Here is a 25,960-nt window from a genome sequence, read left to right on the forward strand (position 1 = left end):
GATATTCAATAGTTAATTCACAATTATTCAATTTTTTATTTTATGCTAAATCCTGTTAAAAAAATGAAAACCATATCTTAGAATTAATTGAAAATATTAGGTTTATATCCTTTATAAAAAAGTTTGTAATAAACTTGTTATTAAAATAAAGTTTAGTATAAAATTATAAAAATGACTTTGTTGACTTTTGGTATAACAAGTGTTACAATATTATAAATGAAAAAAATGGAGGTTTTAATTATGAAACAGAATGCTTTGATTAACAATATCATTAAAATTGAAACAAAAGAAAAAGAAATTTTAAAAAATATTCTTTTAGTATTAGGAGGAGTAGCATTTCTAAGTTTAATGGCTCAAGTTATGATTCCGTTACCTTATACTCCTGTACCAATTACACTTGGAACATTTGGAGTTACATTAATGGCATTACTATATGGTAGAAAATTAGGAACTGCTACTATACTTTCCTATGTTGCGGCAGGTAGTCTAGGCGCTCCAATTTTTGCTGGTGCCAAGGCAGGATCTTTATTTTCACCAACAGGAGGATATCTTTTAGGATATATTGTTTCTACAATTATTTTAGGATACTTAGCTGACAAGGGAGTTACAAAATCTTATGTAAAAACAATTCTTTCATTAATGCTTTCCAGTACGATTATTTTGACATTAGGTGCATTAGTGCTATCATTATTCGTAACTAATAAAAATGTACTTATGATAGGTGTATTGCCTTTCCTTCCAGGAGATGCATTAAAATCAACTGCTGTAACATTGCTTGTTCCTACATTATGGAAATTTGTTCCTAAAAATGATAAATAATAAAATTTAAATATTATAAATTCCCATTTTTATGAAAAATCTAGATGGGAATTTTTTTTATGTAACTAAAATCACGCTATAATTCTAAAAAAATGTTGTACAATAAAAATGGAGAAAAAATTAAATTTGAAATTGATTTAGGAAGTTATATATAAAACTGAGTAATTTTTTTACTTGGTCTTCTATATCTTCTTTATCTTTCATTCAGTTAAGTGCACTTTAACATCAGTTAAATCTGTATTATAAAGTGCATTTTTTTATTTACCAGATTTTAAAAGTATTTTTAGTATAATAATTATGATTTTTAAATCAATCTTACTAATTCTTTAAAAGTTTTATTAATTGGTATTGACAATTTAAATATTTGGTGGTAATATAACATTGTTAGGTTTGCCTAATTTTATAATTAGGCATATCTAAGAAAGAAAGAAAGGAGTTGAGATGAGTAAAAGTATTGAAGATTATTTAAAAGGGATATACACTTTGAAAAAGAAAAAAGAATACTCCAACAAAAACCTTGCAGAATATTTAAATATATCTCCAGCATCAGTTAGCGAAATGATAAAAAAGCTAGTAAATGAAGGATATTTAACTATTGAAAAAAAGAAAGTGAAGCTTACTGAAAAAGGAAGTAATTTTGCATTAGATATTATTCGTAAACATAGAGTTTGGGAAGTTTTTCTATTTGAAAAACTGGGATATGATAAGGAAGATGTTCATAAAGAGGCTGAGATTTTAGAACACGTTACAAGTAACAAACTCCTTCAAAAACTTGAAAAGTTTTTATTTTATCCAAAAGAATGCCCGCATGGAAGTCCAATTTTTTATGATTTGAAAGACTTTGATGAAGGAAATGTCATAAAATTGTCAGAGGCTGAAGAAGATGATGAAATTGTTATACTGAGTGTAGAGGATAATATTGAATTATACGACTATCTGCGGGATTTAAATATAAATTTAAAAGAACAGTATATTGTTGAAAAAAAAGATCCCTTTGATGGTCCAATATATTTAAAAAGTAAAGAAAATAATAAAAAAATAGTAGCTTTTAATGCAGCAACAATGATTGAAGTTTATAAAAAAAATAAAGACTTGGAGGAGATTGACTATGAGTAAAAACAATATTCTTAAAAAATTAAATTTATTAATTGCAATATGTGTAGTAATGATGTTACTTGTATCCTGTGGAAAAAATGGATCCTCATCAGGAAAAAAAATAAAAGTTACTACTACTACTACAATGCTTACTGACCTTGTAAGAACAATCGGTGGAGATAAAGTTGAAGTTACAGGTCTTATGGGAGAAGGAGTAGATCCACATTTATATAGTGCCAGTGCAGGAGATATTGAAAAACTTGGAAATGCAGATATTATAGTGTATGGTGGATTACATCTGGAAGGTAAAATGACAGAAATTTTCGAAAAATTAACTTCTCAAAACAAAAATATATTAAATGTTGGGGACAAACTGGATAAAAGTAAAATTCATCTAGTTGACCAAAATACTCCTGACCCGCATGTATGGTTTAATACTGAACTATGGGAAAAAGAAGCTGAAGCTGTAGAAGCTGAATTAAGTAAATTTGACCCTAAAAATAGCGACTACTACAAAGAAAACTTAAAAAAATATAAAGCTGAACTAAATGAACTTACAACTTATGTAAAAACAAGAATCAAGGAAATTCCTGAAAAAAGCAGAGTCCTTGTAACAGCTCACGATGCATTTAACTACTTTGGAGAACAATTTGGACTAGAAGTAAAAGCAATACAAGGTGTTTCTACAGATTCTGAAACTGGTACAAAAAACATAAGCGACTTAGCCAACTTCATTGTTCAAAGAAATATAAAAGCAATATTTGTAGAATCTTCTGTTCCAAAAAAAAGTATCGAAGCTCTACAGGAAGCTGTAAAATCTAAAGGAAAAGAAGTTAAAATAGGTGGAGAATTGTATTCAGACTCATTAGGAGACAAAACACACAACTCTGAAACTTATATTAAAACAGTTAAGGCAAACGCCGATACCATCGTAAATGCTTTAAAATAAAAATTAAACTCGCTTTTCTCAGACCATAATTTTTATTTTCAAAAATCAAGATATTTTTGATTTAATTACAATAATTAATTTAATAAAAATAAATATTAAGCAAAATTTCGTTAAAGAAAAAAGAACTGTTTGAGCTTTTGAAAAACATTTTAAATAAAATTAATTTATTTGATATAAAAATAACCTATATTCAAAAGCAAGTTTTCTTTTTTCTTTATAAGAAAGTTTTGCGTAAGCGGGAGTGCAGAGGTATGGCGTCTGATACCTCTGCGTTAAAAAATTAATATAAATAGAATTTAGGAGAAAAAATGAATACAAATATTTCTGATGATGTTATTATAAAAGTTGAGGATTTGACAATAGCCTACGAGGATAAACCTGTTTTATGGGATATTGAACTGGGGATAAAAAAAGGTATTCTTATGGCTATTGTTGGACCAAATGGAGCGGGAAAATCTACATTGATTAAGGCTATGCTTGATTTGATAAAGCCTATTACTGGGGAGGTTAGGTTTTATGACGAAAAATACAGCAAAGTACGTGATAAAATAGCGTATGTGCCTCAAAGAGGTAGTGTTGACTGGGATTTTCCTACTACTGTGTTTGATGTTGTGGAAATGGGACGTTACGGAAAAGTTGGATGGTTAAAGAAAGTTAGAAAAATTGATAAGGAAAAGACTAAGGAAGCTATTCATAAAGTGGAAATGGATGAGTTTTCAGATAGACAGATAAGCCAGTTATCTGGTGGACAGCAGCAAAGGGTATTTCTAGCACGGGCATTGGTACAGGATGCAGAAATATACTTTATGGATGAACCATTTCAAGGAGTTGACAGCAAAACCGAAAAATCTATTATAAATATTCTAAAAAAATTACGTGATGAAAAAAAGACAGTAATTGTTGTTCACCACGATTTACAGACCGTAAAGGATTATTTTGACTATGTAACATTTATAAATGTTTCTGTTGTAGCTTCCGGACCTGTAGAAGAAATTTTTACTCCAGAAAACATCGAAAAAACATATAAAAGTAAAAAAACAGTTCAAAATAGTGTAAAGGAGGGTTAATAAATGAATATGTTAAATCTTCTTATAACTGACCATACCTTTAGAACAGTTGCACTTGGATGTTCTTTACTTGGAATGGTTTCTGGAATACTTGGATGTTTTGCCGTTTTACGAAAGCAAAGTTTATTGGGAGATGCAGTTTCTCATGCTTCACTTCCTGGAGTTTGTTTAGCCTTTTTATTTACAAATGTGAAAAATACAGAAGTTTTACTGCTGGGTGCTTTAATAACAGGAATTGTATGTATTGGTTTAATTCAACTGATTCAAAATTATACAAAAATAAAATTTGATAGTGCTTTGGCATTGATTTTATCGGTATTTTTTGGGTTAGGGTTAGTTTTACTTTCTTATCTGAATAAATTGCCAGGTGCAAATAAATCAGGATTAAATAAATTTATTTTCGGACAAGCGTCAACATTTATTAAAAGAGATGTAAATATTATTCTGATTACAGGGATTATTCTTTTAATTATAATTATTCTTTTCTGGAAGGAATTTAAAATTGTTTCATTTGACTCTGATTTTGCCAAAACATTAGGGTTTCCAAGCAAGAAAATCGAAATATTAATTTCCATATTGATTGTAACTACTGTAATAATAGGTATTCAGGCGGCAGGAGTAATATTAATAAGTGCAATGCTTATTTCTCCAGCAGTTGCAGCACGGCAATGGACAGATAAACTTTCAATTATGGTAATTTTAGCAGCATTTTTTGGAGGAATATCAGGTCTGCTTGGAACTTTGATAAGTATAAGTGAAAGCAATTTGCCAACTGGACCTGTTATCGTTATAATTATAAGTATAATCGTAGTTATTAGCATTCTTTTCTCAAACAAAAGAGGGATTGTATTTAAAATTATAAGAAATCAGAAAAGAAAAAAAGAATTTAGAGAAAAACTTGAAAATAAAAAAACTGAATTAAATAGTTTAAAAATAAATAATTTGGAAGGGGGAAAATAAATTATGGGTTTTTCGTTGGAAATACAGCTTATCGCAATAATGGTGGCAAGTGCCTGCTCTATTTTAGGAACATTCCTGGTTTTAAAAAGTATGGCAATGGTTTCAGATGCGATTACGCACACTATCTTACTTGGAATTGTAATTGCATTTTTTGCAGTTCATGATTTGAACTCCCCTTTGTTAATTGTTGGTGCGGGAATAGTTGGAGTTTTAACAGTTTACCTTGTGGAACTTCTTAATTCGACAAGGCTTGTCAAAGAGGATTCAGCAATTGGAGTAGTTTTTCCGCTGTTATTCAGTATCGCTGTAATTTTAATTTCAAAATATGCTGGAAATGTGCATTTGGATTTGGATTCAGTATTGCTGGGAGAACTGGCATTTGCGCCATTTAATCGGGTACAGATATTTGGTTTCAGTGTTGCTAAAGGGCTAATTGCAACTTTTATCGTATTTTTAATAAATTTATCTTTTATTGTTATTTTTTTCAAGGAATTAAAAATTTCGGTATTTGATAAGGCTCTTGCAATAACACTTGGAATGAAGCCAATATTAATTCACTATATTCTTATGTCGCTTGTATCAATGACAGCAGTATCCTCATTTGAGGCAGTAGGTTCAATACTGGTAGTTGCATTTATGATAGGACCTCCAATTACAGCATATCTATTGACTGACAAGCTAAAAGTAATGATAGGGTTAAGTATTCTTTTAGGAGCAGTTGCAAGTATTATAGGATTCCATTTTGCACGATTCTTTGATATTTCAATTGCTGGAAGCATTGCAGTAATGATAGGTATCATTTTTCTAATGACCTTGATTTTCTCGCCTAAAAAAGGGCTAATTTTCACAATAAGACGTAAAAAAAGTCAAAAAATAACTTTTTCTGTAAGAATACTTCTGATTCATCTATCCAATCATACTAACACAAAACAGGAAAAAGATGAATGTGGAATTGACACCATTGATAATCACTTACGTTGGAATAAAGTCTTCTTGAATAAAGTTATTGAAAAAGCTAAAAAGGAAAAATATATTTATGTTGATAGCAGAGTTTATAAACTTTCTGAAAAAGGAGAAAAATATTTACTAAATATGTAGTCATATGTAGTCAACTTATTCAAAAATATTAAATTGACTATAAATACAATATCTTCTACTCTTATTTCAAACTATAATCACTGCAATATTTTAAAGATTGGTTTCTGCAAAATAAAGAAATCAGTCTTTTTTTTATAAAATTTTATATTATACTAAACTTCATTTAAAAATAGGAATAATTTTTTATAATAAGGTTATTTGATAACTAATTTATAATTATTCAACTAAATTATTCTTTAGATATTTTAATTAATAAATATTTTTTCATATTACTATGTTTTTTCTTTTTTATTTTCGTAGGATTGCTCATTGCCGCAAATCCTTATCTTGCAGTAAATATTTATCCCAGTTTGGCAAGATTGCTACGCAATAACCTATGGCTAGTCTACGACATTTTTCTGCACTGAAAAAAAACTCGCTATGCTCAAACAGTTTTGCCAGCACAGAAAAATATTCCGATGGATTAGTTCATGCCAGATTCTGTTTAAAAAAGGAAAATTATATTTTAAATTATTTGAAAATATTAGATTTATATCCTTAATAAAAAAATTTATAATATATATGATTCAAAAAAATTAAATAAATTTTTTTAATGCAAAAAATGGGAATTAAAAAGAAAAAATTTTTAAAAAATAACTAATTATGGAATTATATATTTTTTTTATGAAACTTGAAAAACACAAAATATTGTGTTATCATTATGTTATAAAAACTATATATAGTGTTTTGTGTTTTAAATAAGACTTATTATAATTCATAGGGAAGGTTAATTGGGATTTAGAAAAATAAGAAAAAAATTTTAAAATTGAATCTAAAAAACTAAATTCAGGAAATTTAAGTTTTTAAATAAATTTTGAAAAATACCACAATTAATATTGCAATTTATGTGAAAAAATCAAACCTTTTGTTCAATTCTAAAATATTTTACTTTAATTTGTTAGAAAAAATAGGGAGGAACGGAAATGCAAGCACAATTAACAGAGAATTTAAAAAATATAATAGCAGGAATAGTAAATGTCGAATCTAATGATACGAATAATGAAAATGCCAATATGTCGGCAATGACACCAGCTGGGCAAATGATGAAATTTGCAAGCGAAGTTTCTAAAATTTACGCTTTGGAAAATTTGATTTCACCACAATTCAAGGAAGCCCATGAAAAAGGACTTATCCATATTCATGATTTAGACTTTTATTCCAGCAAGACTACAACTTGCCTGCAGTATGACCTTGAAAATATGTTTGAAAACGGATTTTATACAAAGCACGGATATATTCGTGAAGCACAGAGCATTTCTACTTACGCCACGCTTGCAACCATTATTTTTCAAACAAATCAGAATGAACAGCACGGCGGACAGGCTATCCCAGCATTTGACTTTTATATGGCAAAAGGAGTCTTAAAATCATTTAGAAGGCATCTAAAAAAACGAATTTTAAGTTTTCTAAAAATAAAAAATGGAATTGAAGTTACTAAGGATCAGGAAGAAAATATAAAAAATTTTCTAAAAGAAAATATTTCTTCAATAAAGTGTAGCGAAAATGTAATAAAATTAATGGAAAATTTTTTTGAAATAAAAAAAGATGATTTAATTAAACTTTTGACAGAATCCTATCAAGATACTGAAACTGAAACTTATCAAGCAATGGAAGGATTTTTGCACAATCTGAACACGATGCACTCACGTGGCGGAAATCAAGTTGTTTTTTCTTCAATAAATTATGGAACAGATACTTCAGAAGAAGGAAGAATGGTTATCCGTGAACTTCTAAAAGCAACATCAAGCGGGCTTGGTAAACATGAAACACCAATTTTCCCAATACAAATCTTTAAAGTAAAAGAAGGTCTTAATTATTCTGAAAATGACTACAATCTAGCTAGAAACGATTTTGATGGAATTTTAGAAACTGTTAAAAAACAAAAAATTTCTTATGAAAATAATTCAAAAAACAAAAAAAATATTTTTGAAACACCAAATTTTGATTTACTACTGCTATCCTGTGAAACTTCAAGCAGAAGACTATTTCCAAATTTTGTTTTTCTAGATTCAGAATTTAACAGACACGAAAAATGGAAAATGGATGATCCGAAAAAATATAAATACGAAATTGCTACAATGGGCTGCCGTACACGAGTATTTGAGAATGTGAATGGTGAAAAAAGTAGTCTTGGACGTGGAAATCTATCATTTACAAGCATTAATTTCCCTAGAATTGCAATATTGACAAGAAAAAAAGTAGAAAATGAAATTTTAAAAATGGAAAAAGCTGGTAAATTTTTAAACGAAGAAGAAAAAAATAATAAAAAAATCGAACTTCTAACAGAAGAATTTCAGAAAAAAGTCCTAGAAACAACATATCTAGCTGGAAAACAGCTTTATGAACGTTACAATTTCCAAAAAACTGCTCTTGCAAAGCAATTTCCATTTATGAGAAGCAATAATTTGTGGAAAGGGCTTGGAGTAAAGGATGGAAATGAAGAAGTAGGAGAAGCCATAAATTCAGGTTCACTTTCGATAGGATTTGTTGGTGGATCAAATGCAATGTACGCCTTATTTGATGTAGAACATGGAACAAGCGAAGTTGCCTATAAAGTGCTTTATGACACAATTGAGAAAATGGGCACAGTCGCAGATGAATTTAGAGATAAATATCATTTAAACTATTCGATTCTGGCAACTCCAGCTGAAAGTCTGACAGGAAGATTTTTGCGTATTGACAGAAATGAGTTCGGAGTAATTAAAAATGTTACAGACAGAGATTATTACGTAAATTCATTCCATATTGACGTAAAAAAAGAAATCAGTCTTTTTGACAAAATTAGAAAAGAAGCGCCGTTTCATAAACTAACAAGAGGAGGGCACATCACTTATGTGGAACTGGATGGAGAAGCTCGTAAAAATATAGGTGTTATGCTAAAAATTGTAAAAGTAATGAAAGATACGGGAATTGGCTACGGTTCAATAAACCACCCTGTTGACAGATGTAGAGATTGTGGAACAGAAGCGATAATTTATGATAAATGTCCAATTTGCGGAAGTCACAATATTTCTAGAATTAGAAGAATAACAGGTTATTTGACAGGAGACTTGGACAGCTGGAACAGTGCAAAACAGGCTGAAGAGCAGGATAGAGTAAAACACGGCATAAAATAATGCAATAAGTGAGGTAATTTAAAGTGAATGAAGAACAAGAAATAAAAGAAAAAAATTCAGAAAATCTAAAAAATGATTTTACATTAAGGCTTTTAATGACTTATAAGGAAACCATTGTTGATGGTATCGGTCTTCGTTATTCACTTTATTTTGCAGGTTGCTCACACGCCTGTCCTGGCTGCCACAACGAATATTCATGGAATCCCAATCATGGAAATATACTCACATATGAAAAACTAGAAGAAATTGCTAAGGAAATAAATGAGAACACCTTGCTTGATGGAATTACAATAAGTGGCGGCGATCCTCTTTTTAATCCCACAGATATGTTAAAAGTGCTAAAATTTTTAAAGGCAAAGACAGGAAAAAATATATGGCTTTACACTGGCTATACAATCGAACAGTTACGTGAAGATGAATTACGTAAAAAATGTCTTAAATATGTAGATGTACTAGTCGACGGACGATTTGTAAAAGAACTTTATGACCCAAATATAAAATTTAGAGGAAGCAGTAATCAGAGAATTATTAATAAAGAAGAATTCTTTATTTAAATCTTAAAAAATAAAAATTTCATTTTATACCAAAAACATATAGAAAAAACTCAAAAATAATGCTAAAATACTTGTATAAAATTATGTTTTATAAAAAATTTTAATAAATAGAGGTGAAAAGTGAAAGAAAAAATTATTATCATCGATTTTGGTTCACAATACAGCCAATTAATTGCCAGAAGAATTAGAGAGATGGAAGTTTATTGTGAAATTGTGCCTTTAATTGATATTGAAAAAATAAAAAATGGAGAAGAAAAGCTAAAAGGTATCATCTTTTCAGGAGGTCCTGCTTCAGTTTATGAAAAAGGTGCTCCAACTGTAAATCCTGAAGTATTTAACTTAAATCTTCCTATTTTGGGAATTTGCTATGGAATGCAACTAATCACACACTTAAACGGCGGAAAAGTTGAAAAAGCAGATTCAAGAGAGTTTGGGAAAGCTGTATTAGAAGTAGAAAATAACGACAATCCTTTGTTTACAGGAGTAAAAAAATCTTCTAACATCTGGATGAGCCACAACGATCACATCACAGAATTGCCAACAGGCTTTGAAATTATCGCAAAAACAGATTCATCAATCGCCGCAATTACAAACAACAACGGAATTTATGCACTTCAATTCCACCCAGAAGTAGTCCATTCTGAATGTGGAACACAAATTTTAGAAAATTTTGTATTTAACATCTGTAAATGCGAAAAAAACTGGAAAATTTCAAGTTTTATTACTGAAAAAACAAAATCCATCAAGGAAACTGTCGGAGATGAACACGTACTGCTTGCCCTTTCTGGTGGAGTAGATTCATCAGTTGCCGCAGTTCTGATTAACAACGCAATCGGACACCAGCTTACTTGTATGTTTGTAGATACTGGTCTTCTAAGAAAAGATGAAGGAAAAAAAGTTCTTGAATATTACAAAAAACACTTTGACTTAAACATTGTTTTCGTTGATGCAAAAGACAGATTTTTAAACAAATTAAAAGGCGTAGATGAACCTGAAGCCAAGAGAAAAATCATTGGAAACGAATTTATCGAAGTCTTTAACGAAGAAATTAGAAAACTTAAAGGACAGGAAGGTGCAAAATTCCTAGCACAAGGTACAATCTATCCTGATGTAATCGAATCACAATCCATAAAAGGCCCTTCGCACACAATAAAATCTCACCATAACGTAGGAGGATTGCCAGAAGACTTGCAATTTGAATTACTTGAACCTTTAAAAGAACTATTTAAAGACGAAGTACGAAAAGTAGGACATGAACTTGGACTGCCTGACACAATTATAAAAAGACATCCATTCCCAGGTCCAGGACTTGGAATCAGAGTTATCGGAGAAGTAACTCCTGACAAAGTAAAAATCCTTCAAGAAGCCGACGATATCTTTATCACAGAACTAATAGAAAAAGGACTTTACGACAAAGTAGATCAGGCATTCGTAACATTATTACCTGTAAAAACTGTCGGAGTTATGGGCGACCAAAGAACTTATGAATACGTAGCAGCTATTCGTTCAGTAAATACCATCGACTTCATGACTGCTACTTGGTCAAAACTTCCTTACGAATTCTTGGAAGAAGTGTCAAATAAAATTATAAACAAAGTAAACGGTATTAATAGAATCGTGTATGATATTTCTTCTAAACCGCCGGGAACTATTGAATGGGAGTAATAATCATTTTTTTTAATAACCTATACAAAAATTAGGAGGATAATATGTCAAATAGAGGCTCAGAATGGAGAAAATGGGATTTACATTTACATACAGCAAGCTCTTATGATTATAAATATAAAGCAGGTGATTCAGACGAAATTTTAATAGATAAATTAACAGAAAATAACATAGAAGGTGTTGTAATAACAGATCATTTTGTTATAGATAAAAATAGAATAGAGAATTTAAAGCGGATAGCAGAAGAGAAAAAAACTAAAATTAAATTTTTTCCAGGAGTAGAACTTAGAACTGATAAAGGAGATACAAATATTCATATAATTCTAATATTTTCAAATGAAACTGATATAGATACATTGTCTAAAGATTTTGAATATTTTAAAAGAAATACTTCAAAAGCAAACGATAGTGAGACTACTATTTACTGGGACTATAATGATATTGTTAAATTTGCTCAAGAACGAAATGGACTTATATCTATTCATGCTGGACATAAATCTAATGGCATTGATGAAAGAATAACAAATAAATTAGAACATAATCAAGCTATCAAAATAGAATATTCAAAAACTGTTGATATATTTGAAATGGGAAAAGTCAAAGATCTGGAGGGTTATAAAAATCATGTTTTTCCTAAAATTGGCAGGCGTCCTTTGATTATTTCTTCTGACAATCATGATCCACGATGTTATGATAATAATAAATGTTTATGGATTAAATCTGATTTAACATTTGAAGGTTTAAAACAAATCATCTACGAACCAGACGAAAGAATAAAATATGGAAAAAGTAATCCAAATGATAAGTTAGATTATCTATTAATCGATTATTTAGAATATGATGATAATAAAAAGATATTTTTTAATAGTGGATTAAATACAATTATAGGCGGAAGGAGTACAGGAAAATCCACTCTATTAAATTCTATTGCTAAATATCAAAATAATCCAAATTCAAAAGAAGATCATTACACATTACCAAATGTTAAAGTTATATGGCGTGATGGACAATTAGATGCAGCAAGAGAAGTAGAATTTATTCCTCAAGAATTTATGATTAATATTTCAAAAAACACTAAAGATTTGAATAATTTACTTCATAAAATAATTAAAGAAAAAGATATGACTAAAGAAGAGGATAAATACAAAGAGAATGTTAATGAAGTCCGAGAAAACATAAACAGATATTTAAATGAATATTTTTCTAAAATAGATTTAATAAATGAAATATCTAAACCAGAAGGAGACAGAGAAGGTATAACTAAAAGTATAGAGGAACTAAATAAAAAAATTAACTTAATACGATTGAATAGTCAATTTGATGAAAAAGAAAATAACTTGTATCAAGAAAAATGTCTGGAACTTGCTAATTTGCAAGAGGATTTACAAAAAAATGAATCTGAAAGTAAAAACTTATTAATATTAAGAGATAAACCTCTTACTGTCAATATCAATCTAGAGAATATTAGTGATGAAAATAAACAATTATTAAACACAAAATTATCCGCTATCGTAAGTCAATTAAATAATGAATGGGAACATTCTATAAATGAGGTTATAAATGAAGTTAATCATAACATAACAAATTTAAAAAATAATATTAATACTGTAGAAGCATCTGAAATATACATTAAAGGAAATGAACTAAAAGATAAAAATACAGAATTAAGTGAATTAGAAACAAAACTTTCACTAGAAAAACAAAAATTAAATGTAATAGAAAACTATGAACAAAAAATTATGAATCTAAAAGAGCAAATAAAACATTATTCTATAAATATTGTAAAAGAATTTATTAAATATAAAGATGAAATTAGTTTATTAGAAAAAACTTTTAATATCAATGAAAATGAACTATCAATAAAAATAAATCCTGTACTAACTGACTTTTCAAAAAAAATAGACTATTTAAATGCTCGTAATAAAAATAGCAATGACTTTGTTGAAAAATTCAAAAATATTATGATTAATAACAACAATGAAGGGATGAAAAAAGAATTATTAGAAATTTTTAATAATAATGATCTAGTATTTAATAGAAACAAAACTCTTAAAGATTTCATTAATGATATTTTTTCTTCTAATTGGTTCACATATGATTATATCATCACTTACCAAAAAGATGAGTTCAAGAATATGTCTCAAGGTAAAAAATCATTTGTAATTTTAAAATTATTATTAGAATTTAGTGATAATAAAAAACCTGTGTTAATCGATCAACCTGAAGATAGTTTAGATAACAGAGCAATTTATCATGAATTAAGAAATTATATTCTAAAAACTAAAAAACAAAGACAAGTTATTATTGTTACACATAATGCTAATGTAGTAGTTGGAGCTGATGCTGAAAATATAATTATTGCAAATCAACACAATGAAAAAGAAAAAAATAGAGATTCTGTTAAATTTCAATATGTCAATGGTTCATTAGAAAATACAAAACCGAAAGATGAAAAATGCGAATATATTTTAGAATCACAAGGAATTAGAGAGCATATATTCGATATTTTAGAAGGTGGAACAGAAGCATTTGTTAAAAGAGAACAAAAATATAATGTTAATAATTCATTGAAAAATAAATACAAAATGTAACTTTCCTAATTTAAATCCAAATTCCCAGTTTGTTAGATTATGTTTTTATTTTATTATACTGTTTACTATCTCATGTTAATTCCATAAGAAAAATTAAAAACCAGAAACATAGCTAGAAAAAATTTCATAACCTTTATCTCTAACCTCAGTTTCATTATATATAACACAGTTTATTGTACCGTAATATTACATTCTCTTCATTTGAATAATATGAAAAACTAGGATAGTTTGAATCTGATTTTCTTGTAGAATAAAAAAATTCATGCAGTATATCAAAAATACATTATAAAACCTCCAAATTTATCCTTTTAAGTAAAAAATAATAATAAATATAAAAGAAACAAACTTTTTTATGTTATAAATTAATTGATAATAATAAAAAGGAGAAAATAAAAATGAAAAATTTGAAAGTAATTATGATTACATCTATGCTAGTTATCTCAATTACTGGAATGGCAGCAAATTTTAAGATGTTTAAAAAGAAAAAGAAAGACAATACTTCTTCAACACAAATTGCTCCATCTACAAAAACAGGAAATCCAGCATCTGTTTACTGTGAAAAACAAGGTGGTAAGTCTGTTATTGTAAAAGGAAGCAAAGGAGAATATGGTGTTTGTCAATTAAAAGACGGTACATCTATTGAAGAATGGGAATTTTATAAACAAAACAATACTCCACAAAGTCTTGAAGCAGAAATGATAGGAACTCCAAATCCAGCTGCAAAATTCTGTGTTGACAAAGGTGGTAAATCTATTACAGTTAAAGATAAAAGAGGTAACGAAAAAGGTGTATGTAAATTTAAAAATGGTACACAAATTGATGAATGGGATTATTACAGACAAAATAACTAATGATTTTAAACTCCATAATACTATTTAAAGATGACAAATTTATTGATTTGTCATTTTTTATTATCAAAAAGTTTAAAATCTGAAAATATACTCAAACCTATTTTAAATTAAACTGCTAAAATTATATAAATTTAAGGTTTGAGTAAAATAGTCATAGCTTTTGAGTTTGGTTTTAAAGTTTTACTATAATAGTAATTCTAATTTGAAATATTATACTGATACTATTCCCCATTTAAATAACTGACTTAATTACAAACTTTTTTAATAAAGTATATAAAACTAATATTTTTAAATGATTGAAATATAATTTTTATTTTTTAAATATAGTCTAGTATAAATAAGTTGAATGATTATAAGTTAATTATCAAATAATCTTATTATAAAAACTTGTTACTATTTTTAAAAATGATTTATTATTAAATAATATCTGTGTTTTTTTAATTTTGCTCTAATTTCTAAGAAAATTAATTATAAATATGAAAAAATTGATATAAAAAAGACTTATATTTAAAACTTTTTTGTCGTTTTATATGGTATAATTATAACGAATGAAAAATTAATTATAAACAAATAATATACAAAGGAGTTTTAATATGAAAAAGATTTTATTATTAATTAGCCTTATTACCGTGCTATCAAGTTGTGGCGGTGGTGGAGGCGGTGGAAGTTCTTCATCACAAACAGGTTCAGCCACTCCGGTTCCAACTCCAAACCAGCCGAGCAATAATAATAACCAGACACAAAATCCAAATCTCCCAAATAACAGTCAAACACAAAATAATCCATCCCAATCGGGATTAAATAATCAATCAGGAACTAACAACAATAATTCTTCTCCAAATCAAGTTCCAGAAAATAAAACTTTTACAGGAAGAGGAGTTGATGTTGCTGTATTAGATAGTAATTTTTTATCATCTGATGTTCATACTAATCAATTGTACAATAAGCAAAGTTATATTAATGAAATAATAGACAAAGAGTTTAAAGACAGGTTTATTAAAGAGCCAATGGCTAATACAGCTTATTTAAGCAAAAATGATCACGGGATACTTGTAGCTTCTATTTTAGGTGGAAATAGTGGTACTGGTGCGACTGGTGCAAAAATTCACGGTGTAAGCATTAGTCAAGGAAGCGGATTTTATTTAGATATAAACAAATATCAAGAACTTCAAAATAGAGGAATTAGAATATATAGCCACTCTTTTGGTACACAACAAACATTAGGAGAATTTAATTCTACTAATTTTAGAGAGCCATTTAGAATATATTTAAGAAAACTTGGTGAAACAATTACTCTGCCAGAAAATGATAACAGAGTTAACAATTTAATAAATTTTTACAAAAATGCGGTAAATCAAGGTTCATTATTTGTTTGGGCTGCAGGTAACAGACGCGCTGATGAAACGACTATGGATGAAGTAAGTATTCAAGCAGGATTGCCTTATTATGTATCTGGACTTTATAAAGGATGGATTGCTGTAACAGGAGTACATTCAGATGGAAGCGAATATAATCCTCATCTAGCAAGAGCAGGAAGAGCTAAATGGTGGACTGTAGCTGCAAATGGTGAATGCGGACTTCCAGGATGCTCAGAATACGGTTCATCCTTTGCAACACCAAAAGTATCTGCCCTTGCTGCTAAATTAAAAGAAAAATTTCCATGGATGACTGGACACGAAATACAGCAAACGATACTTACAACTGCCACAGATTTAGGAGATCCAGGCGTAGACAGTACTTTTGGATGGGGATTTTTAAATGAAGAAAAAGCATTAAAAGGTCCTTCTCAATTCAGTAATGAACTACTTGTTGGGGAACATGCTTCTAATGCAGGAGCAAAAGGTCAATTTAATGCAAATATTGGAGATAATATAACTTCAAAATTTGAAAATGACATTACAGGTTTAGGTGGTTTAAAAAAATCTGGTAATGGTACATTAATATTATCTGGAAATAACGACTATCAAGGAGCTACTACTATAGAAGGCGGAACTTTAGAAATACAGAAAGAAAATGGATCACCAATAACTATAAAATCAGGCGGAACTTTAGTAACTACTCCTACAACTGTTATTGGATTGAAAAATTACAGCGGAAACCTATCGCCAGTAAATGTTAAAAATGAAGGTGGAACTCTAGAAAATAGAGGCTCTGGAGCAGTTATAACTGGAAACTATGAAGCAACCGCAGGTTCTGTAACAAAAGCTCAAATAGGAACAAAACTCACAGTAAGAGGAACAGTAAACTTAAACGGAGGAAATACAACTTTACAAACATTAAGCAATGGAAGATATATTACTGCAAAACCTCTATCTTCAACAGTAATCGAAGCTGAGAAGGGAATTAATGGAAATTTTGATAAAGTAGAAACTCCTGAATTGATAAATGGAACTGTAGAAACTGTTGATAATAAGATAAATGTAAAATTAAGCAGAAAAAATGTATTAGACTATATAGAAAAAATATCAGAATCTGACGAGATGCAGAAAAATACTGCTCAAAACTTGGAAACTGCTTTCCAAAACCTAGATCAAAGCATTGAAAACGGAACTGCTGGAAATGTAGCTCAATTTGAAAGAAAAGCTGCCACTCTACAAGCTCTTACTTCTTCTAACAGGGCTGCAGTCCTAGACAGTCTGTCTGGACAAATTTACGCTTCTGCACAAGCACTTACATTTCAGCATTCACAAACTGTAAGCAAGGACTTGTCAAACAGATTAGTTATGCTTGGAACACTTGACAACGTTGGAGATAAATTTGGACTATGGATTTCTGGTTTTGATGCCAATGGTACGTTAAAACAGGATGGATATGGTAAAGGAGATACTAAAGTTGCTGGTGGACAAGTCGGAGTAGACAAGCAGTTTGGTGAAAACCTTATCTTAGGTACTGCACTGTCCTATTCAAAAGCTGATGTTAAATTTGACAGATATGGTGGAAAATCTGATGCGAACAACTTCGGAGTTTCGTTATATGGAAGATTAGGAAACAAAGATGTTCCATTCTACCTTCAAGGCCGTCTTGGTATCGGATTTGTTGACAGTGATGTTGAAAGAGACATTATTTTAAGCAATAATGATTTTACAAGAGCAAAAATTAATCATAATGACAAAGTTTATTCTGGATATTTAGAAACAGGATATGATATTAAAAATAGTAGTGGAGATTTCGTTGTAACACCATTTGTAGGATTAACTCATGATACAGTTGTAAGAGGTTCATTCTCTGAAGAGAAGAGCCAGTTCGGACTGACTGCTGACAAGAAGAACTACAACCAGACAGCAGCATTACTTGGACTTAGAGTTGGAAAATCTGTAAACTGGAACAATGGAAGCAAGACTACATTCCAAGGTTACGTAACACATCAGAGAGCATTCAATGAGCAGGACTTGAGCTTTGACGCAAGATACACTGGACTGCCTGGAGCAACTTTCAAGGTAAAAGGTATTGGGCTTTCTAAGAACAAGACTTGGGCTGGAATTGGAGCATTGACGGAAGTAAATTCTGGATTTGGATGGTATGTGAACTATGACGGTTCTATTGACAGTGGAAAAGGTAAAGGTAATAACAATGTCTTTACTACTGGACTTAGATTTAACTTCTAATTACTTTAAATAAAAAAGGACTGACTTAAAATTTAGGTACAGTCCTTATTTTTATTGTTATTTTGTAAGATTACATGAAATATCTTTACCGTCTTGATTGAATACTGCCTCATCACCTTTTATGTGAATTTCAATTTTTCCATTGCTATATCGTGAACCGCTTCCCGATACAACCTGATCCAGTTGAAATTTAGCATTTGATGCAGCATCTACTAGTTGAATACTATTATTTGTAATATAATTTACAACATATTGCTTTCCATTACAACTAAATTTTTGTGAAACAATAGCTTTACGTCTGTCATTTATTACTGGATGTTTTCTCTTTATTCTTCTATGTCGGCTTGCTGCGACTACATTTAATGAACTTCCTAATAATAAAATTCCTGCTATTATTGTCACTGCTTTTCCAATTAATTTCATAAAATTCCTACTTTCTTTTTATGCATTGTGAACTCTCACACCATATTTAAAATATTTTCTCCAATAAGGGCTCTTTAATGAAGACATTACTACTCCTTTTGAAGACGATGCATTTATAAACAATGAATTTCCAACATAAACTGCTGTATGGCTTACTCTATTATCTGGTCTAAAATAAACAATATCTCCTGATTTCAAATTCTTCGCTGAAACTCTTGTCCCTTTTTTTATTTGTTGCTGTGAAACTCTAGGAAGTTCTTTATTAAAGGCTTCACGGTAAACTCTACGTGTTAAGGCCGAACAGTCAATTCCATTTTTAGAATCTCCACCCCATGCATATTTTGTCCCTCTCCATTTTTTGTAAGATGTCAAAAGTTTTCTTTCAACAGCTACTTTTTTTCTTTCATGAGCAGATCCTGAAGACATTACTTTAGCATGTCTTTGTCTTAATTCTGTCATTTTTGTCTCAATAAGAGCACTTTTATTATTTGAAGGAATTCCATAAATTCCTGTATTTCCTGCACTATGACTTTTTCTGTTATTTACAGGTTTGTGAGAAGTTTTCGCTTTGTCAATTTTTTTAGTTTTTGAAGTTTTTGCGTGTAAATTTGATCCTACAAAAGCAGATAACATACATACTGCTGTTAAAAACTTATTTTTTCTCATATATTTTTTATTCCTTTCAAATTTAATTTTATATTATAATATTTCACCTTAACAATTGTATCATTTATTTTGGAAAAAGTAAATTAACTTTCTTATATTTTTTTTTATTATAACTTATTTTTCAATTAAAAATGAAAAGAAATAGCAAACTTTATTAAATGTATCTAACAACCTAGTCTTTTTTATTTAAAACAAAAAACCTTATTCCATTTAAAAATTTTTGTTTTTAGAAAAAGTCTAATCATAAATTTTTTCAAAAGTTAAAGTTTTCCCATTTTCTGTAGTCAAAACTAAACTTCTCTCATCAGTCATTTTCATTTTTTTTACTTTTTCCAAAAGACTTAGATACTCTGTTTCTATTTTCATTAAATTTTGAGAACCTGCCATTTTTGTAGCACCAATTCCAGCAATTTCAATAATATTACCTGTTATCTTGTAATTTCCAAAATAATTATTTATTCCTGCATTACCATTTATCCCATTTTCGTTAAAGATAAGAGTAATACCATCTTCATATTGTAAAAAAGAAGAACTTATATCTTTTCCTGCCATATTTACAAGTTTCCATTTTGTATTCTGTATTTTTTTACTTAAATCCATAACTTTAAAAGTCCAAACTTCTCCTTTATTATTTCTCAATATTAAAGATGTTCTATTATAATTTATTTTTGGAAAAGATTGGAGAATATCAAAGAAACTTTGCTCAATATCCATTTTTTCTTCAGGACCTGCCATCAAAGTAGTAGCTACACTAGCTGATAAAATAGAATTATTTTTAATTTTATATTGACCGTTATAATTATTCACTCCTGAAAAACCACCAATTTCATTTTTGGTAAAATTAATTGTAATATTCGTCTCCTTCGGAATAACAGCATTTTTCCCTTTTTTCTGAATCTGTACCAATTCCCATGATGTTCCATTCAAATCAATAGTTTTAACTGCACCTAAGACAAAACAATTAACAATAAACATCGAAACAATCCCGATTAAAATAAATGCTCTTTTCATTTTAAATACCTCTTTTCATCTTTCTTAATTGAATAATATCACATTTTTATTAAAGAAAAATGAGAAATTTAAAAAATTATAGAAAATTTTAAAAAATTTTGATAAAATTAATTTATAAAAACTTGAAAGGAAACCAATATTATGAAGCAATATATAGTTGACGCTTTTACAAATAAAATTTTTTCAGGCAATCCAGCCGCAATATGTATTTTAGAAGAATGGCTTTCTGATGAAACTATGCTGTTAATTGCAAAAGAAAATAATTTATCTGAAACAGCTTTTTTAGTAAAACAAAAAAATAAAAATGTATACAAGCTCCGTTGGTTTACACCAGGTGGAGAAATTGACTTATGTGGACACGCTACACTTGCCTGCGCTTTTGTAATTATGAATTATTATGAAAAAAATTTAAAAACTGTAATTTTTGATACATTGAGCGGAAAATTGACTGTAAATAGAAAAAATGGAGATTTATATGAGCTTGATTTTCCCACTTATGATTTGAAAAAAGTTGAAATAACCAATGAAATGATTCAATTAATTGGGAAAAAACCGTCTGAAGCATATTTAGGACGGGATTTGATTTGCATCTTTGACGATGAAGAGTTTATTTTAAGTGCAGATTTAGATTCAGAAAAAATTAAAAAACTTGATGGACTATTGTTGCATATTACTGCTCAACATAGTGATTATTTCTTAAATTCTAAAATAAAAAATACAACAGACAAAATAGACTGTATTTCCCGTTCCTTTGCTCCAAAATTAAATGTTTATGAAGATCCTGTCTGTGGCTCTGGACATTGCCACATTGCTCCCTACTGGATGAAAAAACTGCAAAAGGAAAATTTAATCGCTTATCAGGCTTCAGAACGAAGTGGAACACTTTACTGCACTCTTGCAGATAATGGAAGAATGAAAATGAGTGGAAAAGTAACTTTATTTGCAATTTCAGAAATTTTTATATAGCAAAATGTTTTTAAACCTGTATCCACAAATTACGATAGATTACCAAACTTTAAATTTTGCAATTTTTTTCTACCTTTTTAGATTGGATTTTAATTATAAATAAAAAAGGGGAAATTCTCCCCTTAAAACAATTTTTTATTAAATTTCAATAATTTCTACAATCTCTTTTCCAAAATAAATATAGAAACAAAAACTAGCAAAAAACCAATTAACTCAATAAAAGAAAATTTTAAGCCAAAAATAGCAACAGATAATATTGCTGCAAGTACAGGCTCAAAAGCTGTTAAAATTCCCGCAAGGGAAGAAGAAATATAGTTTAGGCTTGCAATATAAATTAAATAAGCTATAGAAGTTCCTAAAATTACAACAATCATTACTTGAATGATTGATTGTATATTTACATCTCCTTCAATTTTCCAAATTGGATGAATAACATTTGAAATTATGCTCCCTATTATCATTCCCCATCCAACTACTGTAATGCTTCCGTATTTTTTTAAAAGTTTTTTTGGATATGTTGAATAAAAAGCTATCATAATTGCTGAAATTATTCCTAATAATAATGCTTCTAGCGAAACCGATAAATTTGAAAAATTTCCCTTAGTTGCAATAAATATAACTCCTAAAATTGTCATAAGCAACAAAATCACAGTTGAAACAGCTGGAACTTTTTTATTTTTTATAGATTCATAAATAAATATAAAAAATGGTGCAGTAAATTGCAAAATTGTAGCAAATGAAACATTACTTAATTCGATTGTCTTAAAATATGTATACTGAACTAAATACATTCCTGCTGTCCCAAATAAAATTATTCCAACACAATCTCTTTTATTTTTTAATAGTTTTAAAACAGATTTTTTTTCAATGAAGATAACAATTAAAAATAGTAAAATTCCAGAAATTAATGTTCTAGTCGAAACTAACCAGTCTGAAGAAAAATTAAATTTTTTAAAAAGAATTTCTCCAGAAATTCCTGAAACAGCCCATAAACTTGAAGCTAGACTAGCCAATGTCATTCCACGTAACTTTATTTTAGTTTCCATACTCATCTTTCCTTTCAAATACATAACGATTCTCTTTATAAATTATATTATAGTATAAAACTATTTCTATCATTAATTTATTGATTTTTACTTCAAATTTTAAATATACTCAAACCTATTTAAAATTAAACTACTAAAAATTATATTGATTTAGGGCTTGAGTAAAATAGTCATAGCCTTTTGAGTTTAGTTTTAAAGCGCTTTACTATCTATTGACTATAAAATAAAAAAATAAATATAAAAAAAATGCCTTTCCAAATAACTTGTCAAAGCATCTTTTTAATATTAACTTATTTTATTACTATCTTAAAGATTTAATTAATTCAAAGTTATCGATAATTTGTTGCTCTTTAGCGATTTCTTTGTCTAATTGATTTCTTAAGTTTTTGTATTCAGAAATTTTTGCTTTAAATTCTTTTCCGAAGATACTTGTATCAACATTTGCTTCAATTTCTGCAAGTCTTTCATCAATTTTAGCTTGCATTGCAGTGTAATTGTTTAATCTTTGAGCTGCTTCATTTGCTTGAGCTTCTTGTTGTCTAAATTTTGCATCTTCCATTTGTTGTAATTTTTCTAATTGGTTTTCTAAGTTACTTAAGCTGCTTTCAATTGATCCACCTGCTGCTTTTGCAGGTGCTGCAAATGAAACACTACTTAATACTAAAACTCCTAATAATACTGCTAATTTCTTTTTCATCTTTCATCCACGAGAACTCAATATAAATATACTGTATATATTATATTTTCTTTCTCGCATCTCCTTTCACTGTTTTAATTTTGATTAATTTCCTTTTAACGCTTCAATTGCTGCGAAATTTTCAACTCTAGTGCTTAAAGTTTTGATTTCTGAATCTAATGCTTTAACTACAGCTTTGTATTGTTTTACTAACTCAGAATATTGAGCTTTAAACGCTTTTGAATCTGCTGCTGCTTCAATTTTAGCAATTCTTTCTTCGATTTGAGCTTTTTGAGCTTCTTTTTCAGCTAATTTATTAGCTGCTACTTCAGCATTTGCTTTTAACTTGTTGTACTCTTGATTTTCCATATTTACTAATCTTTCATATTCTGCTTCAAGTTGATTAAATCTACCACTTACTGATTGAGTTGTTACTGTTTTTGAAGGTCTTGAAGGTTTTGTAGATTTTGTAGAAGCAGCTGAAAATGATAAAGCACTTAAAAGTACAAATAAAATTCCAACTTTTTTCATTTTTTGCCTCCTAAATTAGTTATTAGTTTTAATTATCTTTTATATTATATATCATTTAACAATAATTGTCAATTTTTATTTAAAAATATCTCTTTCAAATGTGTTCTAATTACTTTCAAAAGAGATATTCTTAATCTTTTGACTTTTATTAAAATTTTATATTATTATTTAATATTGATGTTGTAGAATGCTTTTTTACCTTCGTAAACAGCTTCTTCTGCCAAGTCATCTTCGATTCTTAATAATTGGTTATATTTAGCCATTCTGTCTGTTCTTGATGCAGATCCTGTTTTAATTTGTCCTGCGTTTGTAGCAACTGCGATATCAGCGATTGTATCATCTTCAGTTTCTCCTGATCTATGAGATACTACTGCAGTATATCCAGCTTTTTTAGCCATTTCAATTGCATCCAATGTTTCTGTTAAAGTACCAATTTGGTTTACTTTAATTAGGATTGAATTAGCAATTCCTTTTTTAATTCCTTCAGCCAATCTTACTGTGTTAGTAACGAACAAGTCATCCCCTACTAATTGAACATCTTTTCCAATTGCATCAGTTAATTTTTTGAATCCATCCCAGTCATCTTCAGCAAGTCCATCTTCAATAGATACGATTGGGTATTTAGAAGTTAAATGTTTGTACCATTCAACCATTTCATCTGAGTTTCTTACAACTCCACCTTCTCTTTTGAATGTATAAGTATAAGATCCGTCTGCATTTTTAGTTGCAAATTCTGATGAAGCAGCATCCATTGCAAATGTAATATCTTCTCCTAATTTGTATCCAGCAGCTTCTACTGCTTGAGAAATTACATCTAAAGCCCCTTCAGTTCCATTAATATTAGATGGTGCGTATCCACCTTCATTTCCTACGTTAGTAGAATCTCCGTTTGCTTTTAAGATTTTTCCTAAGTGGTGGAAAATTTCAGAACCCATTCTTAATGCTTCTTTGTATGTTTTAGCTCCTACAGGTTGTACCATGAATTCTTGAACGTCTACTGCTGAATCAGCATGTGATCCACCATTTAAGATATTCATCATTGGTACTGGTAATTCTTTAGCGTTTACTCCACCTAAATATCTATATAAAGGTATACCTAATTGATTAGCTGCTGCTTTTGCCACTGCCAATGATACACCTAAGATTGCATTAGCTCCTAATTTACCTTTGTTAGGTGTTCCGTCTAGCTCAATCATAGCTTTATCAATAGCTACTTGGTCTAAAGCGTCAAATCCGATTAAGTGCTCAGCAATAACTTTATTTACATTTTCTACTGCTTGTAATACACCTTGTCCTAAATATCTAGATTTGTCACCATCTCTTAATTCAACTGCTTCATGTTCTCCAGTTGATGCTCCAGATGGTACAGAAGCTCTTCCCATTGCTCCACCTTCTAAGTAAACTTCAACTTCCACAGTTGGATTTCCTCTTGAATCAAGTATCTCTCTTGCATAGATATCTTCAATTCTAGTCATTTCTAATTACCTCCGTAAATTTATTTATTATAATATTTCTCAACTATAATTATATCACAATGTGTGCCGATTTTCAAAACAAAATTTCAATTTTTTCCAAAAAATTTAATAAAATTTGTTAAATTTCAATAAATGAAAATGTTTCTGTTTTATCATTCCAAATTTTAAAGTGCTTGTAATACTTTCTCCATAACTTCTTTCAAATTCTGGATTTCCAAATATAAACGTTGAAAACATCAACATTATTGCTAACAAAATTTATTTATAATTTTTCCAATAATTTTTTGTGACTTTTCCCAAGTAAATTATCCAATACTCTATAAAATTCTTCATTTCTTACAGAAGTTTCAAAAGAATAATGTTCATTTTTATCGTAAATCGCAATCCTACTCTCAGGGTAATAATCCCTAACAATCACATTTTTATCTGGTTTTTTAATTCCATTTACTATCTGTTTCATTATTTTATTTTTTTGTTTATAGTATTTTAAAACTAAGGCAATTTTTTTTGAATAGTTTTTTTCTTCATTTAAATAGGAAATACTGCAATTTAATTTTATACACTCAAGATTCCATTCATAATATACTGAACTTGCTTCTCCCATAAAAGATTCCTTATGCTTGAAATCATAGTTTTTACTAAAATCCAAATTTTTTAAATCTTTATTGCTGTATTTCTTTCTATCAAATTTTCCACAAGAAATAAATATCAAGATTAAACATATAAATAAAAATATTTTTTTCATATTCAATTTTCT

General features: G+C 28.9%; 22 protein-coding genes. 13 read left to right on the plus strand and 9 right to left on the minus strand.

The annotated features are described in order from the left end of the window. The first annotated feature begins 240 nt into the window (after positions 1 to 240). The 6 genes from ACEG17_RS07940 (at position 241) to ACEG17_RS07965 (ending at position 5,988) form a co-directional block, all read left to right on the plus strand. Complete coding sequence (locus ACEG17_RS07940) at positions 241 to 819, plus strand: biotin transporter BioY (RefSeq protein ID WP_372583279.1); 579 nt, start codon at positions 241 to 243, stop codon at positions 817 to 819. 441 nt (positions 820 to 1,260) lie between these two features. Then, positions 1,261 to 1,935, plus strand: coding sequence for a metal-dependent transcriptional regulator (locus ACEG17_RS07945; protein ID WP_372583280.1), 675 nt, complete (start codon positions 1,261 to 1,263; stop codon positions 1,933 to 1,935). Beyond that, positions 1,928 to 2,863, plus strand: coding sequence for a metal ABC transporter solute-binding protein, Zn/Mn family (locus ACEG17_RS07950; protein WP_372583281.1), 936 nt, complete (start codon positions 1,928 to 1,930; stop codon positions 2,861 to 2,863). Before ACEG17_RS07945 ends, ACEG17_RS07950 begins: the two co-directional genes overlap by 8 nt. A 308-nt stretch (positions 2,864 to 3,171) precedes the next feature. After that, a complete protein-coding gene (locus ACEG17_RS07955; RefSeq protein WP_372583282.1) occupies positions 3,172 to 3,930 on the plus strand; it encodes a metal ABC transporter ATP-binding protein in 759 nt (252 codons plus the stop codon). A gap of 3 nt (positions 3,931 to 3,933) precedes the next feature. Continuing rightward, positions 3,934 to 4,890 carry a metal ABC transporter permease gene (locus ACEG17_RS07960; protein WP_372583283.1) on the plus strand — a complete coding sequence of 319 codons (957 nt, stop codon included), beginning with the start codon at positions 3,934 to 3,936 and terminating at the stop codon, positions 4,888 to 4,890. Between the two features lie 3 nt (positions 4,891 to 4,893). After that, a complete protein-coding gene (locus tag ACEG17_RS07965; protein WP_372583284.1) occupies positions 4,894 to 5,988 on the plus strand; it encodes a metal ABC transporter permease in 1,095 nt (364 codons plus the stop codon). Positions 5,989 to 6,294: 306 nt separating this feature from the next. Here ACEG17_RS07965 and ACEG17_RS07970 read toward each other — a convergent pair whose 3' ends face one another. After that, a complete protein-coding gene (locus ACEG17_RS07970; RefSeq protein ID WP_372583285.1) occupies positions 6,295 to 6,432 on the minus strand; it encodes a hypothetical protein in 138 nt (45 codons plus the stop codon). A gap of 518 nt (positions 6,433 to 6,950) precedes the next feature. On the opposite strand from ACEG17_RS07970, the gene ACEG17_RS07975 reads away from it, so the two are divergent. The 6 genes from ACEG17_RS07975 to ACEG17_RS08000 all read left to right on the plus strand — a co-directional run bounded on the left by ACEG17_RS07975 (position 6,951) and on the right by ACEG17_RS08000 (position 18,409). Beyond that, on the plus strand, positions 6,951 to 9,143 hold the full coding sequence (locus ACEG17_RS07975; RefSeq protein ID WP_372583286.1) for an anaerobic ribonucleoside triphosphate reductase: 2,193 nt from the start codon (positions 6,951 to 6,953) through the stop codon (positions 9,141 to 9,143). A gap of 23 nt (positions 9,144 to 9,166) precedes the next feature. Further along, positions 9,167 to 9,697, plus strand: coding sequence for an anaerobic ribonucleoside-triphosphate reductase activating protein (gene nrdG, locus ACEG17_RS07980; RefSeq protein ID WP_299570764.1), 531 nt, complete (start codon positions 9,167 to 9,169; stop codon positions 9,695 to 9,697). Positions 9,698 to 9,817: 120 nt separating this feature from the next. After that, entirely contained in the window at positions 9,818 to 11,362 is a 1,545-nt protein-coding gene (gene guaA, locus ACEG17_RS07985; protein WP_372583287.1) for a glutamine-hydrolyzing GMP synthase, read from the plus strand. A 44-nt stretch (positions 11,363 to 11,406) separates the two neighbouring features. Beyond that, positions 11,407 to 13,953 carry a TrlF family AAA-like ATPase gene (locus ACEG17_RS07990; protein WP_372583288.1) on the plus strand — a complete coding sequence of 849 codons (2,547 nt, stop codon included), beginning with the start codon at positions 11,407 to 11,409 and terminating at the stop codon, positions 13,951 to 13,953. Between the two features lie 395 nt (positions 13,954 to 14,348). Then, complete coding sequence (locus tag ACEG17_RS07995; RefSeq protein WP_372583289.1) at positions 14,349 to 14,804, plus strand: putative hemolysin; 456 nt, start codon at positions 14,349 to 14,351, stop codon at positions 14,802 to 14,804. A gap of 593 nt (positions 14,805 to 15,397) precedes the next feature. Next, positions 15,398 to 18,409 carry a S8 family serine peptidase gene (locus ACEG17_RS08000; protein WP_372583290.1) on the plus strand — a complete coding sequence of 1,004 codons (3,012 nt, stop codon included), beginning with the start codon at positions 15,398 to 15,400 and terminating at the stop codon, positions 18,407 to 18,409. Between the two features lie 57 nt (positions 18,410 to 18,466). Here ACEG17_RS08000 and ACEG17_RS08005 read toward each other — a convergent pair whose 3' ends face one another. The 3 genes from ACEG17_RS08005 to ACEG17_RS08015 all read right to left on the minus strand — a co-directional run bounded on the left by ACEG17_RS08005 (position 18,467) and on the right by ACEG17_RS08015 (position 20,509). Next, positions 18,467 to 18,832, minus strand: a complete 366-nt coding sequence (locus tag ACEG17_RS08005; protein ID WP_299575863.1) for an MliC family protein — start codon at positions 18,830 to 18,832, stop codon at positions 18,467 to 18,469. 18 nt (positions 18,833 to 18,850) lie between these two features. Beyond that, complete coding sequence (locus ACEG17_RS08010) at positions 18,851 to 19,498, minus strand: C40 family peptidase (protein WP_147006191.1); 648 nt, start codon at positions 19,496 to 19,498, stop codon at positions 18,851 to 18,853. 237 nt (positions 19,499 to 19,735) lie between these two features. Continuing rightward, positions 19,736 to 20,509 carry an META domain-containing protein gene (locus ACEG17_RS08015; protein ID WP_372583291.1) on the minus strand — a complete coding sequence of 258 codons (774 nt, stop codon included), beginning with the start codon at positions 20,507 to 20,509 and terminating at the stop codon, positions 19,736 to 19,738. Between the two features lie 141 nt (positions 20,510 to 20,650). Here ACEG17_RS08015 and ACEG17_RS08020 point away from each other — a divergent pair, with 141 nt between their 5' ends. Further along, positions 20,651 to 21,475 (plus strand): PhzF family phenazine biosynthesis protein, encoded by an 825-nt coding sequence (locus ACEG17_RS08020; protein ID WP_372583292.1) that lies wholly within the window; start codon positions 20,651 to 20,653, stop codon positions 21,473 to 21,475. Between the two features lie 155 nt (positions 21,476 to 21,630). Here ACEG17_RS08020 and ACEG17_RS08025 read toward each other — a convergent pair whose 3' ends face one another. From ACEG17_RS08025 to ACEG17_RS08045, 5 genes are all read right to left on the minus strand, one after another. Then, complete coding sequence (locus ACEG17_RS08025) at positions 21,631 to 22,521, minus strand: DMT family transporter (RefSeq protein WP_372583293.1); 891 nt, start codon at positions 22,519 to 22,521, stop codon at positions 21,631 to 21,633. A 301-nt stretch (positions 22,522 to 22,822) separates the two neighbouring features. Beyond that, a complete protein-coding gene (locus ACEG17_RS08030; RefSeq protein WP_372583294.1) occupies positions 22,823 to 23,218 on the minus strand; it encodes an adhesion protein FadA in 396 nt (131 codons plus the stop codon). 84 nt (positions 23,219 to 23,302) lie between these two features. After that, complete coding sequence (locus ACEG17_RS08035) at positions 23,303 to 23,728, minus strand: adhesion protein FadA (protein ID WP_372583295.1); 426 nt, start codon at positions 23,726 to 23,728, stop codon at positions 23,303 to 23,305. Positions 23,729 to 23,892: 164 nt separating this feature from the next. Continuing rightward, positions 23,893 to 25,203, minus strand: a complete 1,311-nt coding sequence (gene eno, locus ACEG17_RS08040) for a phosphopyruvate hydratase (RefSeq protein ID WP_021745279.1) — start codon at positions 25,201 to 25,203, stop codon at positions 23,893 to 23,895. A gap of 262 nt (positions 25,204 to 25,465) precedes the next feature. After that, positions 25,466 to 25,948, minus strand: coding sequence for a hypothetical protein (locus tag ACEG17_RS08045; protein WP_372583296.1), 483 nt, complete (start codon positions 25,946 to 25,948; stop codon positions 25,466 to 25,468). Positions 25,949 to 25,960 lie beyond the last annotated feature (12 nt).

The organism is Leptotrichia hongkongensis (assembly GCF_041538065.1).
Classification (GTDB): Bacteria; Fusobacteriota; Fusobacteriia; order Fusobacteriales; family Leptotrichiaceae; genus Leptotrichia; species Leptotrichia hongkongensis.